This is a genomic window from Croceibacterium mercuriale, from assembly GCF_000802385.1.
Classification (GTDB): domain Bacteria; phylum Pseudomonadota; class Alphaproteobacteria; order Sphingomonadales; family Sphingomonadaceae; genus Croceibacterium; species Croceibacterium mercuriale.
In genome coordinates, this window is sequence record NZ_JTDN01000001.1 from 145,565 (window position 1) to 160,583 (window position 15,019).

Below are 15,019 nucleotides of genomic sequence, written 5' to 3' on the forward strand. Positions count from 1 at the left end.
CACCAGGCGCCGGGGGCGTATGCCCACTATCCTCGCGAGGTTCCGCGGGCGGGCTGGATCGAAGTGGTCAGGCGCATGATCACGATGTGGGGCTATCACAACCTGTCGCTGATCGGTGCGGGCGTCGCCTTCTTCACCTTCCTGGCGCTGACGCCGCTGATCGCCTCGACCGTGATGATCTACGGTCTGGTCGGCGATACCGATACTGTGCGTCGCCAGATGGGCGAACTGGTGAAGGTGATCCCGCAGGAGGCAGCCGTGTTGCTGCAGGACCAGCTGCTGGGGGCGGTGAATGCCAATGCCGGCGTGACCGGCTTCGCCTTGGTGATCGCGCTGTTCTTCGCATTGTATGGCGGCACGCGCGCCGCCAACGGGCTGATCGGCGCGCTGAACATCATCAACGAGGAGCATGAAACGCGCGGGATCGTCACGCTGACGATCCGCGCGATGTTGCTGACGCTGGCAGTGGTGTTCGTGGCCCTGACGGGTCTGATCAGCGGCGGTATCTTCGCCTGGCTGCAGACGCATACGCAGAACCTGATCGGGTCATGGGTGGCGACCCTGTTCAAGCTGCTGACCTGGACCGCATCCATCCTGCTGGGCAGCATCGGGTTTGCCCTGATCATGCGCTATGGTCCGGATCGCCGCCCGGCCAAGTGGCGGTGGCTAACGCCGGGCGCATTGCTGGCGACATTGCTGTGGATCGCCATTACCTTCGGCTTCTCGTTCTATGTCGCCTTCGTCAGCGACTACAATGCCACCTACGGCTCCCTGTCGGCCATCGTGGTGTTCCTGATGTGGCTGTTCCTGTCGACCTACGGCATCCTGGCCGGCGCACTGCTGAATGCGGAGCTGGAACGGCAGACCACCGTGGACACGACAATCGGCGCGCCCAAGCCGATGGGGCAGCGCGGCGCCGTGCTGGCCGATCTGGCGGAAGGCGGCATGTCGATGGAGCAATGGCTGCACAAGACCGAACAGCGCAAGGCCCGCCGGCACGCGCGCAAGGCGGCCCGGCGCGAGGCACGGGCCTGAACGATGGGCAGGGATCGCGGGCCGGCATTCATCGCCGGCTCGCGATCACGCCCTGCTACTGCGCGGCGACGTTGGGGTAGTCGACGCCCAGCTGTTCCAGATAGGAATCGTGCTTGGCCGGATCGTAGTAGAATTCCTGCAATTGCGGGCGCAGGCGGTTCATGATTTCGGTGTTCAGGTGGATGGCCGGCGTGTCCTCCGGCGTCAGCACGGGGGCATATTGCTCCGACGCGAACTGCACGTCCTGCTGGTAACGCTGCGCCGCGGTTACGAGTGCGGGTGTGGTCAGCAGGTCCAGCGTGGTCAGCGCCACCGCCTTGGCCCCGGCGACCACGCCCTTGTGGGCGACCGGGGTCGCCATCGCCATCGCGGCCGTGACGTTGTGGCCGATCATGTTGGGAACGTTGCTGGGGAAGCGGATGGTGATGGTCGGCACGGCCCACATGATATCGCCAATATCGTCGGACCCGCCGCCGGTCGGCCGTTCCGTGCTGGGACCGGTCAGCTCACCGACCTCAGCCTTCAGCGGTGCCACGGTCAGGCCATTCGTTTCCTGCAACATGCGGGCGAAGGCCTGGTCGTCCGCGTCCCATTGCGGCATGCCGACCGCCTGGATGTTGGCGTAGGCCGCCTCCGCCAGCGGCTGGTTGCCCCATTGCGGCGCGGCATAGCCCAGCGTCCGTCGGGTGACCGTGGTGCCGCTCATCTGCGCGGCCGCCTCCGACATGGTGTTGCCGATATCGTAGAGAGAGCGGATGCCGGCAAAGGTGTAGTCGCGAAAGTAGTACCAGACCGATGCATCACCGGGGACGATGTTGGGCTGCCCGCCGCCATTGGTGATCACGTAGTGCGACCGTTGCGTCAGCGGCAGATGTTCGCGCCGGAAGTTCCAGCCGATGTTCATCAGCTCCGCCCCGTCCAGCGCGCTGCGCCCCGCCCACGGTGCGCCCGCGCCGTGGCTGGTCTTGCCCTTGAAGGTGTATTCGACGGAAACCATGCCGTTGCTGGTGCTGGGACCGTACCCGGTCGAGAAGTCGGAACTGACATGGGTGAAGATGCAGGCATCGACCCCTTCGAACATGCCGTCGCGCACGAAGAAGGCCTTGGTCGCCAGCAGCTCCTCCGCCACGCCGGGCCATAGCATCAGCGTGCCGGACACGTTGTTCTTCTCCATCACCTCCTTGGTGGCGAGCGCGGCGGCGACCATCAGCGGCATGCCGGAATTATGGCCTTCGCCATGACCCGGCGCGCCGGGCACCAGCGGCGTGATCTCGCCCGTGCCGGGCTTCTGGCTCAGGCCCAGCAGGCCGTCCACATCGCTGCCAAGCGCGATCTTCGGCCCGCCGCTGCCATGGGTGAAGGTCGCGGTCCATGCGGTGGGGATGCCGGCGACGCCCTTCTCGATGGTGAAACCGTTCTCCTCCAGGATGCCGGTCAGGTAGTCCATCGTCTGGAACTCCTGGAATCCCGGCTCGGCGAAGCTGAACACGCTGTCCACCATCACCTGCACCAGCTTGGCATTGCCGTCGACGCTGGCGGTGGCCTCCTGCTTGTAGGCGGCGGGTGCTTCGGCGTGGGCGATGCCGGTGCCGGCCATCGCCCACGTTGCCACGGCGCCGAGCGCCACCCTGCGAATGTTCCTCATGCCTGCTGCTCCCTGCTGCAAATCGCTGTCGCTGAAAGAGAAGCGGCGCGAACCTGTGTGGTTCGCGCCGCGGGTATGTGCGTGATCAGTAACGGAGCCGCAGCCCCAGCCGGAAGGTCCGGCCGAACGTGTCGTACCGGGTCCGCGCGGTCTGCGGGTAGGCTGGCGTGTTGTTGCCGTCCGGCCCGTTGCCGACCAGTTCCGGATCACGATCGAACAGGTTCTTCACCGCGAACAGGAACTGGGCCTGCACGCCCTGCAGTTCGAAATCGTAATTGAAGTTGGTGTCGAAATAGAGTGCGCCGGACACCTTGTTGTCGTTCACCGTGCGATAGAAGCTGCGCAGCACCGGATCCTCGATAAACGGGCAGGCCGTTGCGCATTCGATCCAGTCATTGTCGTATGTGCCACCCGTGTGGCCGCGGCCGACCAGCGATGCACCGAAGCCGCTGTCCATGTCGTAGCCGACGCTGAAGCGGTATTGCAGGTCGGGCAGCAGGAAGGTGCCGGCAGTGTCGTCGGTGATCGGGTCGATGCCGTTGTCGGTCACGTTCGAGATGGTGTAGGTGCCCAGCGCCCGCAGCGAGAGGTCGCCCGGCCCGACCGCCCGGCGATAGCTTGCCTCCACATCGATCCCGCGCGAGCTCTGGCTGGCGAAGTTGTAGTTGGTGATGTCGATGGTGCTGATGTCGGTCGTCGAACCGGCCAGGTAGTTGATGTTGTCGCAGAAGCTCTGCTGAGCCTGGTCGAAGCAGAAATCGACCGTCGCCTGCGCACCGATCTGGCTGATCGCATCCTGCACCTCGATGTCGAAGTAATCGACCGTCAGCGCGAGGCCGGGCACGAAGGACGGGGTGTAGACCGCGCCGATGCCGTAGGTTTTGGCAACTTCCGGCGTCAGGGCCGGATTGCCGGCGAATTGCTGGATGAATTCGTCGGCGATCACGCCTCCACTCGCCACCGGCACGTTCACCGCGTTGGTGCGCGCGGTGCCTGGGTCATAAAGCTCGGCGATGTTCGGCGCACGGATATCGCGCGAGATCGTGCCGCGCAGGCGCAGGTCGTCGAACGGTTCGGCCACCAGACCGGCCTTCCAGGTGGTGACCGTGCCGGAGGTGGAATAGTCCGTCACCCGCACCGCACCGTTGAATTCCAGCCCTTCGTACAGCGGGAACAGCAGTTCGGCGTAGGCCTCCTTCACGGTGTAGGAGCCGTCGGTCACGCGGAAATTGCCGTACAGCCAGAACAGGTTCGGATTGGTGCTGTACTGGTTCTCGTCCGTGATGCCGCTGACCGACTCCTTGCGCCATTCGCCGCCGAACGCCAGGCTGACCGGACCGGCCCAGTTCTCGAACAGCTCGCTGGTGGCGAAGTTCAGGCCGGCGACCTCCTGCTTGATGTACTGCGTCCGCTCCGGATAGAGCGCGAACAGCCATTCCAGCGCGTCCTGCGTCACCCCGCCGATGCCGATGCGGTTCAAGGGGACGCAGCCGGGCTGGTCGTTCGCGGGATTGGTGTCGATGTTCACGCGGCACACGATGTTGCCTGTCCGGTCATAGACCGCATCCTGCGCCGCGTTCATGCGGTCGGCGCGCCAGGAGTTTGTCAGCAGCTCGTTCGAGGTGGTCTTGCCGTACTGGTAGTAGCCGTCCCAGTTCCAGCCTATCGCACCCACGTCGAACTCGCCGCTGCCGCCCACGACGTAGCGTTCGACCTCGCGCTTGGTCCGCCCGCCGCCGGCCGGGATGCCCGCGTTGCTGGTGCCGATCGTATAGCTGGTGGTGCCGGCGGCGTTGTACAAAGCCGCCGGCAGGAAGGCATTGTCCGACCGGATCGCCACGTTCACGCTGGGCGTCTGCTGGTAGAAGCTGAGCCCTTCGAAGGTGTTGTACGACGCCTGCCCGAACAGGGTGAACCAGGGGGCGAACTCGTATTCGGCCCGGCCGAACAGTGAAATGCGATCCTCGTCATTCGCCAGCGAGTTGGAGCCCCGGTGATTGGCGCTGGTGACGTCGTAGTCGCCGCCGACCATCCACTGCCCGCTGACCGTGCCATAGGCGAGCTGGTTCAGCGTGGGCCGGCCGGTCGCGGGATCGATCTGGCCGAAATAGGTGCCCCGGCGCGGACCGGCGGTGATCAGGCCTCCGGGCGTGAAATTGGACGAGCCGATACCGGACTGGATCAGCCGCTGCGGCTGACCGTTGGTCGGAGTGTAGGCCGGGTTGTTGATCTGGAAATAGCCGCTGTCGTTCCAGTCACGGTCGATCGTGTGCTGGCCTTCCTGCGTGAAATATTCGGCGGAGAAGACGACGTGGCCGCGATCGTCCGCGAAGGGCGTGCCCAGGGTCAGCGAGGCCTTGTGGTTGGGGATGTCGCCATAGGTCGTGACGCCATATTCGTAATCGGCGCTGATGCCGGTGAAGTCGGTATCGAGGACGAAGTTGACCACGCCCGCGACCGCGTCGGAGCCATAGACGGACGAGGCGCCGCCGGTGACGACCTCGACCCGCTCGATCAGGGCCTGCGGGATGGTGTTGACGTCGACCAGGCCACTGGAGGTGGAGGCGACCGAGCGCTGGCCATTGACCAGGATCAGCGTGCGGTTCTGGCCCAGGTTGCGCAGATTCAGCGCGCTGACGCCGGTCTGCCCGTTGGACAGCGAGCCGGAGTTCGACACTGCTGTCTGGCTGCCGGAGACGGAGGGCAGGGTGTTCACGAAGTCGGCAATGTTGGCCGGCGCTTCGGTGCTGATCTCCTCGCCGCTGACCACGCTGACCGGGGTCGGCGCGTCGTTGCCGTTGCGCACGATGCGCGAACCGGTGACCACGATGGCCTCGCCTTCATCCTCCTGTACGCCCGTGTCGGTCTGCGGATTGGCGGGCGCTGCGGCGATCTGCGCCAGCGCGACATCCGGCAGCAGGGCTGCTGCCCCCAGCAGGCCGGCCGCGTGGCACAGCAGCCGTGCCTGCAAGACCTTGCGCCCGTTCCCCTGTTGCTTCGTCTTCATGGATCAACCCCCCTGATCAGGTGTGTCTGTTGATCCTCCCCCGAACCGCTGCCTGCCTTTTCCGGCGTGTGCCGCAGGCCTTCGCTGTGATGCTTGAGGGGTAACCTAATCTATTAATCCCGAACCAGGGCAATTAAATTTGCTCAATCCTGCCGATTGTTCGCTGCATTATCTCGCCATGTGGCGATTGGGCGACAGAATCTGAGCCTTGCAGTTTTCAGCGCAAAGTTGCGTTCAACCTTCCGATTCATCCAGTACGGCAGGGGCAACGCGCCGGCGGGCCACTTCCCGCAGCAGGAAGCTCGACCGGATCTTCGCCACGTGGGGCAGGTTCGACAGCTCCTTGCGGTAGACCAGGTCATAATGGTCGAAGGAGCGGACGTTGATCAGCATCATGAAATCGTTCTCGCCCGAGATGAAGGAGCAGAAAGACATGGAGGGGCAGGCCATCACTGCCTCCTCGAACTCCATCAGCTTGGTCTCGGACTGGCTGCTCAGTTCGATCATCACCAGGACAGTGATGGCGTAGCCCAGCTTCTGCTGGTTGATGACGGCCGAGTAGCCGGTCACGACACCCTTTTCTTCCAGCAGCTTGCGCCGGCGAGCCACTGCCGTGCTGGACAGGTTGACGGTTTCACCCAGGGTCACATCGGCTGCGCGCCCGTCATCAACCAGAGCGCGCAGGACTCGAAAATCAGTACGGTCCAGTGCTTCACGCACGCTTTTTGCCATTACAAACCCCTGTTGCCGCATAAACCATCAAAGTGCAGGCAAATTACTGCCGTTTTTCCCAAGATTTGCAAGGGCAGGAATGGTATCGATGTTGCAGGCGCGAAGCGGGGGGCTGCGCTGGCAATCGAAAAGAGGGTTTCATGGGTCGCTCGCTTCTGGATCGGCGCCGGCTGGCTGCCATGAGTGCGGCGCTTGCGTCGCTGATACCCGCCGCCGCGCTGGCACAGGATGACGCCCTGTTCCGCACGCAGGCGCTGCCGGCGGCAGGCACCGTGCACTTTGCCTTGCCGCAGGTGCCCGACCACGGCACCGACAATAGCGAGGCAGGCTGCTATATATACAGCACCGCTATGCGCACCGGGCTCGGTTCGCCGGGGCTGATCCTGGATCGCGGCGCGCTGGGCGGCGGCTACGGCGGCAACACGGAACTGCTGTGCTTCCGCCGGATGGGCGACAAGGTCGCCGCGATCTTCCGCAACCCGCGCTTCCGCGCCAGCGGCGATGCCGCGACGGAGCGGGGTGCACGGGAAAGCTTCCCCTTCGCAATCGCGGCCATGCTGCCGATCGTGCGGGGCGATGGCGGTGCGCTGGTGGTGGACATGGCGCCGATGCTGGCGCGCGACGTCAACGGCATTGCCGGCGTGCTGAATCGCGACGGGCGCAATTACCGCCTGGCGCCGGAACTGGGCGCGGTGGACACCGCCTCGCTGAAGGCGTTTCCGAACAATGTCGAGCTCGACGTGGCGCAGACCTTCACCAGCGATGCGCCGGGGACCGAAGTAACCGGCCTCGCCGCCGATCCGCGGCAGGTCAGCTTCATCGTGCACCACAGCTTCATCCGCCTGCCGGAACCCGGTTTCGTGCCGCGCGCCTATGATCCGCGCTCGCCCGCGAACGGCATGCTGGCCTATGATTACGGTGCGCCACTGGGCCAGCCGGTCGCCCGGCAGATGGCGGTGCGGTTCCGGCTGGAGAAGACGGACCCGGCCGCGGACCGCTCTCCCGTGGTCAAGCCGATCGTGTTCTACATCGATCCGGCCGCGCCGGAGCCTGTGCGGACCGCATTGATGGATGGCGTGAACTACTGGGCGAAATCGTTCGAGGCGGCCGGCTTCGTCGATGCGTTCCGGGCGGAGATCCTGCCGGCCGATGCCGACCCGCTGGATGTCCGCTACAACATCGTCAATTTCGCGAACCGGCTGACGCGCGGCTGGTCCTATGGCGGCGGGATCGTCGATCCGCGCACGGGGGAGATCATCAAGGGTAACGTGGTGATCGGCTCCCTCCGCGTGCGGCAGGACATCACCATCTTCGAAGCCTTGGTGGGCACGGCCGAGAACGGCACCGGCAGCCGCAACGATCCGGTGCAGGCCGCACTGGCGCGGATGCGGCAGCTGGGCGCGCACGAGGTGGGCCATGCGATCGGCTTCATGCACAATTTCGCGGGCAGCACGCAGGATCGCAGCAGCGTGATGGATTACCCGTCGCCGCGCTGGCGCGTCGCCAACGGGCAGGTCGACCTGGGTGATGCCTACGCCCCCGGCGGCGGCGTGTGGGACGATTTTTCCGTCGACTGGCTCTATGGCGATCCCGCGCCGGGCGTGAACCCCGATGCACATGCAGCGGCCAAGGCGCTGGCGGCGCAGGAGCAGGGCCTGGCCTTCATCACCGACATCGACGGACGCGCGCCCGACCTGCCCAGCCCGGTCGGCTCCATGTGGGATGACGGGCCCGACCCGCTGGCCGGTCTCGCCAACACGCTGGCAGTGCGCGATATTGCGCTGGCGAACTTCGGGGAGGGCAGCGTGCTGCCGGGCGAGGCACTGGCCAATCTGCGCCGCAAGTTCGTGCCGTTGTGGCTGCTGCACCGCTATGACGTGGATGCGGCGGGCAAGCTGATCGGCGGACTGGATTACCAGTACGGCGTGCGGGGCGACCGGCACCAGGATCCGGCACCGTTCCCGGCGGAGCAGCAGCGTGCCGCCATTGCCGGACTGATCGATACGCTATCCTCCACGCGGCTCACCGTACCGGCCCGGCTGGTGCCGCTGCTGTCGGTGCCGACCACCAGCCTGCCCGATCCGCAGTTCAACACCGAGGTGTTCGACAATGCCGGCGCTGCCGCGTTCGACCCGCTGGTGGCGGCCGACGTCGCCGCGCAGATCACGCTCGGCAGCCTGCTGGCACCGGCACGCCTGCGCCGTCTGGCAGAGCAGCAGCGGCGCGATCCGGGGATGCCGGGCATTGCCGACCTGCTGACGGCGATCGACACCAGGGTGATCGCCAGCCGTCCGGACATGGTCGCCCGGCGGGTGGCCTGGCGCGCGCTGCTGGGCATGGCCGCGGCCGAGCGCGATCCCGCCACCTCGCCGGAGGCGGCAGCGCTGCTGCACGCCCGGCTCGGCACGATAGCGCGCCGGCTGGCGGGCGAAGGCAGCCGGGCAGGGGAGGACGGCGCGTGGGCCACCTACGCCGCCGACGTTCTGGGCGACGAGGCCAGGCTGACCGCGCTGCTGCAGCAGCAACCGGCAACCGCGCCGGCCATCCCGCCCGGCATGCCGATCGGTGGCGACAGCGGCTGGTTCTCCGAGTAGGGGATGCGCGTTCCCGCCCGCCAGAGCTGTTACCGATGATTCCGTTGCGCTTTTCCGTGTCCTCGATCGCCGCCGGCGTGTTCGCGACGCTGTTGCGCGCCGCCCGCGGCGTGAACGGGACAATGGATATTGAACCCAGGCGCGGCGCGCCATGAGCCACCTGTCCAGCGCACCTTCTCACCGCAAACCGACGCCCGCCAGCTTGCAGCCGAGCCGGGCGACCATCAAACCGGAGCCCGCCTGAAATGAGTGACAGCACCGTGATCGAACGTCCGCCCGCGACCCTGCCACTGGACGGCTGGCATCGCGCGGCAGGCGCCCGGATGGTCCCGTTCGCCGGCTATGCCATGCCGATCCAGTACCCGGACGGCATCATCGCGGAACATGAATGGACACGGACCCATGCCGGCCTGTTCGACGTCAGCCATATGGGTCAGCTCACCGTGGGGGGCACTGGCGCTGCCGCCGCGCTGGAAGCGCTGCTGCCGGCCGACCTGCAGGCGCTGGCGCCGGGCCGGATGCGCTACTCCCTGCTGCTGAACGACAGTGGCGGCGTGATCGACGACCTGATCGTCACCAACGTTTCCGAAGGCGAGCCGACCTACTTCCTGGTGGTGAACGGTGCGACCAAGGACGGCGATATAGCTCACCTGCGGACGCATCTGCCCGCGGGCGTGGTGCTGACCCCGCTGCCGGAGCTGGCCTTGCTGGCGCTGCAGGGGCCGGAAGCGGCCCTGGTGCTCGATCGGGTGTTCCCCGGCATTGCCACCGAACTCGGCTTCATGGAGGCGACCAGCCGCCTGCTGGGCGAGGTTCCGGTGCGCATCTTCCGGTCCGGCTATACGGGTGAGGACGGGTTCGAGCTGTCGCTGCCGGCTGTCGATGCCGTGACCCTCGCCGATCGCCTGATGGCCGAGGAGGAAGTCCGCCCCATCGGCCTGGGCGCGCGCGATTCCCTCCGGTTGGAGGCGGGCCTGCCGCTTTATGGCCATGACCTCGACATCGATGTCGATCCGGTGACGGCCGGCCTTGCCTTCGCGATCACCAAGGCACGCCGTGCCGATGGCGGCTTTCCCGGTGCCGGGCGCATCAACGCGCTGCTGCGCGATGGTGCGCCGATGCGCCGCGTGGGCCTGGTCCTGGAAGGGCGCATGGCCGCGCGCGAAGGTAGCCCGGTCTTCGCCGGTGAGGAGCAGGTCGGCCGGGTCACCTCCGGCGGCTTCTCGCCCACGCTGGGTCATCCGATCGCACTGGCCTTCGTCGACACGGCGCATATCGCGCCCGGCACGGCGCTATTTGCCGAAGTGCGGGGCAAGCGCCTGCCCGCCACGGTGGCGCGCCCGCCCTTCGTTCCCCATCGTTATTACCGCAAAGGAGAGGCCTGATGGCACGTTACTTCACGACCGAGCATGAGTGGATCGAGGTCGATGGCGACACGGCCACGATCGGCATCACCGATCATGCGCAAAGCCAGCTTGGCGATCTGGTCTTCGTCGAAGTGCCGGCCACCGGCACCGAGTTGGTCAAGGGCAAGGAAGCGGGCGTCGTGGAATCGGTCAAGGCCGCATCCGACGTCTATTCCCCGGTCAGCGGCACGGTGATCGAGAGCAACGGTGCGCTGGAGGAAGACCCCTCGCTGGTCAATTCCGGTGCCGAGAGCGAAGGCTGGTTCTACCGCCTGACGATCGCCGACACTGCGGAACTGGACGGCCTGATGGACGAGGCCGCCTACAAGGAATTCGTGGCCGGGCTCGACTAAGCCTGCGCCAAGCGAAAGTTAAATCGACCCATGCGATACCTTCCCCTTACCGATGCCGACCGCACCGCCATGCTGGCGGTGATCGGCGCGCCTTCCGTCGATGCCCTGTTCGCCGATGTGCCCGAAAGTGCGCATCTGTACGGCCCGATCGAAGGTCTGCCGCTGCATGCCGGCGAACAGTCGGTGGAGCGCCACATGCGCCGGCTTTCCGCGCAGAACCTGTCGGCGGCCGATGCGCCGTTCTTCCTGGGCGCGGGGGCGTATCGCCACCATGTGCCGGCCAGCGTCGACCATCTGATCCAGCGCGGCGAGTTCCTGACCGCCTACACGCCCTACCAGCCGGAAATCGCGCAGGGCACGCTGCAGATGCTGTTCGAGTTCCAGACGCAGGTTGCGCGCCTGCTGGGTTGCGACGTGGCCAACGCCTCCATGTATGACGGCTCTACCGCCGCGTGGGAGGCGGTGGTGATGGCGCGCCGCATCACGAAGCGCTCGGGCGTGCTGATCCATGATGGGCTGCACCCGCATTACGTGTCGACGATCCAGACCATGGCCCGCTTCACCGGCGACGTGATCGACTACGCACCGCCGGTGCTGGCAAGCGATTGCGGGGAAGACGCGCTTGTCGCCCGCATCGATGGCGGAACCAGCTGCGTGGTGGTGCAGTATCCCGACATCCTGGGCCGCCTGCCCGACCTGGCCGCAATCGCCGCGGCGGCGCAGGCGCACGGCGCGCTGCTGATCGCCGTCGTGACGGAGCCGGTCGCGCTGGGCGCGATCGCCAGCCCGGGCGAGCTCGGCGCCGACATCGTGGTCGGGGAAGGGCAGTCGCTCGGCGTCGGGCTGCAGTTCGGCGGACCGTATCTGGGCCTGTTCGCGACGCGCGACAAATATGTCCGCCAGATGCCGGGCCGCCTGTGCGGAGAGACGGTGGATGCGGCTGGCCGGCGCAGCTTCGTGCTGACGCTGTCGACACGCGAACAGCATATCCGCCGTGAGAAGGCGACCAGCAACATCTGCACCAATTCCGGCCTGTGTGCGCTGGCCTTCTCTGCCCACGTCACCCTGCTGGGCGAAAAGGGGCTGCGCGCGCTGGCGGCGGAGAACCACCGGCTCGCCTGCGATGTCGCGGACCGGCTGGCGGCGATCCCCGGAGTGGAGGTGGTCAATGACAGCTTCTTCAACGAATTCACGGTTCGCATTGGTCGTGATGCGCGGCAGGTCGTGCGCGACCTGGCAGCGCAACAGGTGCTCGCCGGCGTGTCGCTCGGCCGGCTCTACCCGCAGGAAGCGGGTCTGGCCGACGGGCTGCTGGTGGCGGTGACGGAGACGGTCACGCCCGAGGATATCGACGCCCTGGTCGCCGGGCTTGAAGGAGTGCTCGCATGAACGTGATGAACGCCAGCGGGTGGAAGCCCGGCACGCCGGTTCCGGCCGGTGACGAGAGCGCGACGGTCAGCGGCAATCGGGGACTGATGCTGGAAGAGCCGCTGATCTTCGAGATCGGCACGACCGAGACCACCGGCGTCGACCTGCCGGAGCCTGCCACCGATCGCGTCAGCCGCCTCGGCAGGCATGCCCGCACCGGCGCGATCGGTCTGCCCGGCCTGTCCGAACCGGAGACGGTGCGGCACTACACCCGGCTCAGCCGGCAGAACTACGCCATCGACTGCGGCATCTTCCCGCTGGGATCGTGCACCATGAAGCACAATCCGCGCCTGAACGAGAAGGTCGCGCGCATGCCCGGCTTCGCCGACGTGCATCCGCTGCAGCCGGCTGACACGGTGCAGGGCGCTCTGGCCGTGATCGACGAACTTGCCGTGTGGCTGATCAAGCTGACCGGCATGCACAGCGTCGCCATGACGCCCAAGGCCGGCGCGCATGGTGAACTCTGCGGCATCCTGTGCATCAAGGCTGCCCTGCAAGCGCGCGGGGAGGATCGCCGCGTCATCCTGGTGCCGGAAAGCGCCCATGGCACCAACCCCGCTACCGCGGCCTTCGCCGGCTTCGCCGTGGAAGGTATCCCGGCCGATGCTGATGGCCGGGTCGATCTGGCGGCGCTGACGGCGCGGCTGGGCCCTGATGTGGCCGGCGTGATGATCACCAACCCGAACACCTGCGGCCTGTTCGAACGCGACATGAAGGCGATCTCCGATGCGGTCCATGCCGTCGGCGGCTACGTCTATTGCGATGGCGCCAATTTCAATGCCATCGTCGGCCGGGTGCGGCCGGGCGATCTCGGCATCGATGCCATGCACATCAACCTGCACAAGACCTTCTCCACTCCGCATGGCGGCGGCGGTCCGGGCTCTGGCCCGGTGGTCCTGTCTGAAGCGCTCAGCCCCTATGCCCCGTTGCCCTTCACGGAACGGCAGGGTGATGGACACATCACGTTGGTGGAGGAGGAGACGGTCGGTGACCGTCACCCGCATTCGTTCGGACGGATGAGCGCGTTCCATGGCCAGATGGGCATGTTCACCCGTGCGCTGACCTACATCCTCAGCCATGGCGCGGACGGCTTGCGGCAAGTGGCGGAGGATGCGGTCCTTAACGCCAACTACATGCTGCGCAGCCTGGAAGATTTGCTGGATGCACCCTTCGCCGCCAGCGGTCCGTGCATGCACGAGGCGCTGTTCAGCGACGCCAACTTCGCCAAGGGGGTCAGCACGCTGGATGTCGCCAAGGCGCTGATCGACGAAGGCTTCCATCCGATGACCATGTACTTCCCACTGGTCGTGCACGGCGCCATGCTGGTCGAACCGACCGAATGCGAGAGCAAGGCCACGCTCGACCAATTCATCGCCTCCATGCGCGCGATCGCGGAACGGGCGAATGCCGGCGACGACAGCCTGCATGCCGCGCCGCTCCTGGCGCCACGTCGCCGCGTCGACGAAACGGCTGCGGCCCGCAAACCGCGGCTGGTCTGGCGGGAGGTGGCGGAGCTCGGCTGAGCGCCATGTCCGGGTCGGCCTGTAGCGGGGATCCTTGCGCCATATCGCGCACTAACATTTTGCAAGTGCGAAGAGCATCGGGCGGAGCTATAGGCCGGTCATGACCGACATGCGGCTCACCCCGGCATCACAGACCATTGTCCTGCTGTGGGAAAGCCTTGGTCCGTACCATCATGACCGGCTCCGTGCCCTGGCGCGGAGCGGTTACAGGGTACAGGCGATCGAGCTTGCCGAGACGAGCCAGGACTATCGCTGGGACCGTTCCTCATCAGGTGACTATGACGTCACGACCCTGTCTGCCGGACCCGTCAGGCCGTCTTCGGTCAAGCTGGCCTGGCGCATCGTGCGTGCGTCCTGGCAAACGCGCGCGCGGCATCTGTTCTTCTGCCATTATGACAAGAGCGCCGTCCTGCTTGCCGCTGTCATCCTGCGGCTGGCCGGGCGCCGTGTCTACACGATGGTGGACTCCAAGTTCGACGATTATCCGCGCCAGCTGCCGCGGGAATGCCTGAAGGCGCTGTTCCTGCTGCCTTATAGCGGCGCTTTGGTGGCCAGCAGGCGGTCGGTGGAATATCTGTCCTTCCTCGGGTTCGGCAAGCGGCCGATCGCGCAGGGGTACGACACGATCGATACCGGCCGATTCAACCGGACGATCGAGCCGGTGGCACATGACACTCCATATGCCGAACGGCCCTTCGTGGTCGTTGCCCGCCTCGTCCCGAAGAAGAACCTCGGGCTGGTGCTGCGCGCCTATGCCCAGCTCGACAGCACAGGAGCCGGCACACGGGAATTGCACATCATCGGCTACGGCCCGATGCTTGCGGATCTGGAGCAGCAAACGGAGGAACTCGGCATCGCAGCGCGGACCCGGTTCCTGGGGCAACAGCCATCCTCGTACATCGCCGATGCCCTGACACGCTCGCTTGCCATGATCCTCGCCAGCACGGAGGAGCAGTTCGGCCTGGTCGTGAACGAAGCGCTGGCGACCGGCACGCCGGTGATCGTATCGAGCAACGCAGGCGCCGTGGACGAGCTGGTCGACAATCTCGGCAACGGCCTCATCATCAACCCTTCGAACGAGGTGGATCTGGTCCGGGCCATGGAGTTCATGGCTGGCCTGTCCGAGACGGAGTGGCGCGCCATGAGCAGCCGGGCCAGCGCCAGCGCCCCACGCGGGCACGTGCGGCATTTCTGCGACGGTGTGGCGCGTCTCGTCAGGGACGCATCAGCCAGCTCGTGACCTTCGGCACATGATGCAGCATGGGCGAGGACCGATCGATCCCCGCCCATGTCTGT

General features: G+C 66.3%; 10 protein-coding genes. 7 read left to right on the forward strand and 3 right to left on the reverse strand.

Annotated elements, in window-relative coordinates:
- Positions 1-75: 75 nt before the first annotated feature.
- Positions 76-1,035: a YihY/virulence factor BrkB family protein gene (locus tag PK98_RS00695; protein ID WP_235425343.1), complete on the forward strand. Its 960-nt coding sequence runs from the start codon at positions 76-78 to the stop codon at positions 1,033-1,035.
- Positions 1,036-1,090: 55 nt separating this feature from the next.
- Here PK98_RS00695 and PK98_RS00700 read toward each other — a convergent pair whose 3' ends face one another.
- The 3 genes from PK98_RS00700 to PK98_RS00710 form a co-directional block, all read right to left on the reverse strand.
- Entirely contained in the window at positions 1,091-2,680 is a 1,590-nt protein-coding gene (locus PK98_RS00700; RefSeq protein ID WP_039093555.1) for an amidohydrolase, read from the reverse strand.
- An 85-nt stretch (positions 2,681-2,765) separates the two neighbouring features.
- Complete coding sequence (locus PK98_RS00705; protein WP_039093556.1) at positions 2,766-5,687, reverse strand: TonB-dependent receptor domain-containing protein; 2,922 nt, start codon at positions 5,685-5,687, stop codon at positions 2,766-2,768.
- A 234-nt stretch (positions 5,688-5,921) separates the two neighbouring features.
- Positions 5,922-6,440 (reverse strand): Lrp/AsnC family transcriptional regulator, encoded by a 519-nt coding sequence (locus tag PK98_RS00710; RefSeq protein ID WP_326998646.1) that lies wholly within the window; start codon positions 6,438-6,440, stop codon positions 5,922-5,924.
- A 119-nt stretch (positions 6,441-6,559) separates the two neighbouring features.
- Here PK98_RS00710 and PK98_RS00715 point away from each other — a divergent pair, with 119 nt between their 5' ends.
- The 6 genes from PK98_RS00715 to PK98_RS00740 all read left to right on the forward strand — a co-directional run bounded on the left by PK98_RS00715 (position 6,560) and on the right by PK98_RS00740 (position 14,963).
- Positions 6,560-9,013, forward strand: coding sequence for a zinc-dependent metalloprotease (locus tag PK98_RS00715; protein ID WP_052207823.1), 2,454 nt, complete (start codon positions 6,560-6,562; stop codon positions 9,011-9,013).
- A 245-nt stretch (positions 9,014-9,258) separates the two neighbouring features.
- Positions 9,259-10,398, forward strand: coding sequence for a glycine cleavage system aminomethyltransferase GcvT (gcvT, locus tag PK98_RS00720; protein ID WP_081995973.1), 1,140 nt, complete (start codon positions 9,259-9,261; stop codon positions 10,396-10,398).
- On the forward strand, positions 10,398-10,772 hold the full coding sequence (gene gcvH, locus PK98_RS00725; protein WP_039093558.1) for a glycine cleavage system protein GcvH: 375 nt from the start codon (positions 10,398-10,400) through the stop codon (positions 10,770-10,772). Before gcvT ends, gcvH begins: the two co-directional genes overlap by 1 nt.
- Before the next feature lie 30 nt (positions 10,773-10,802).
- Positions 10,803-12,161 (forward strand): aminomethyl-transferring glycine dehydrogenase subunit GcvPA, encoded by a 1,359-nt coding sequence (gene gcvPA / locus PK98_RS00730; protein ID WP_039093560.1) that lies wholly within the window; start codon positions 10,803-10,805, stop codon positions 12,159-12,161.
- A complete protein-coding gene (gcvPB, locus tag PK98_RS00735; RefSeq protein ID WP_039093561.1) occupies positions 12,158-13,723 on the forward strand; it encodes an aminomethyl-transferring glycine dehydrogenase subunit GcvPB in 1,566 nt (521 codons plus the stop codon). Before gcvPA ends, gcvPB begins: the two co-directional genes overlap by 4 nt.
- Before the next feature lie 100 nt (positions 13,724-13,823).
- Positions 13,824-14,963, forward strand: a complete 1,140-nt coding sequence (locus PK98_RS00740; protein ID WP_081995974.1) for a glycosyltransferase family 4 protein — start codon at positions 13,824-13,826, stop codon at positions 14,961-14,963.
- Positions 14,964-15,019 lie beyond the last annotated feature (56 nt).

Bases quoted from the DNA above. Each gene is read 5' to 3' on its own strand.
- gcvPA (WP_039093560.1), top strand. From the start codon at position 10,803: ATGCGATACCTTCCCCTTACCGATGCCGACCGCACCGCCATGCTGGCG.
- PK98_RS00710 (WP_326998646.1), bottom strand. From the start codon at position 6,440: ATGCGGCAACAGGGGTTTGTAATGGCAAAAAGCGTGCGTGAAGCACTG.
- gcvH (WP_039093558.1), top strand. From the start codon at position 10,398: ATGGCACGTTACTTCACGACCGAGCATGAGTGGATCGAGGTCGATGGC.
- PK98_RS00705 (WP_039093556.1), bottom strand. From the start codon at position 5,687: ATGAAGACGAAGCAACAGGGGAACGGGCGCAAGGTCTTGCAGGCACGG.
- gcvT (WP_081995973.1), top strand. From the start codon at position 9,259: ATGAGTGACAGCACCGTGATCGAACGTCCGCCCGCGACCCTGCCACTG.
- PK98_RS00700 (WP_039093555.1), bottom strand. From the start codon at position 2,680: ATGAGGAACATTCGCAGGGTGGCGCTCGGCGCCGTGGCAACGTGGGCG.
- PK98_RS00715 (WP_052207823.1), top strand. From the start codon at position 6,560: ATGGGTCGCTCGCTTCTGGATCGGCGCCGGCTGGCTGCCATGAGTGCG.
- gcvPB (WP_039093561.1), top strand. From the start codon at position 12,158: ATGAACGTGATGAACGCCAGCGGGTGGAAGCCCGGCACGCCGGTTCCG.
- PK98_RS00740 (WP_081995974.1), top strand. From the start codon at position 13,824: ATGACCGACATGCGGCTCACCCCGGCATCACAGACCATTGTCCTGCTG.
- PK98_RS00695 (WP_235425343.1), top strand. From the start codon at position 76: ATGATCACGATGTGGGGCTATCACAACCTGTCGCTGATCGGTGCGGGC.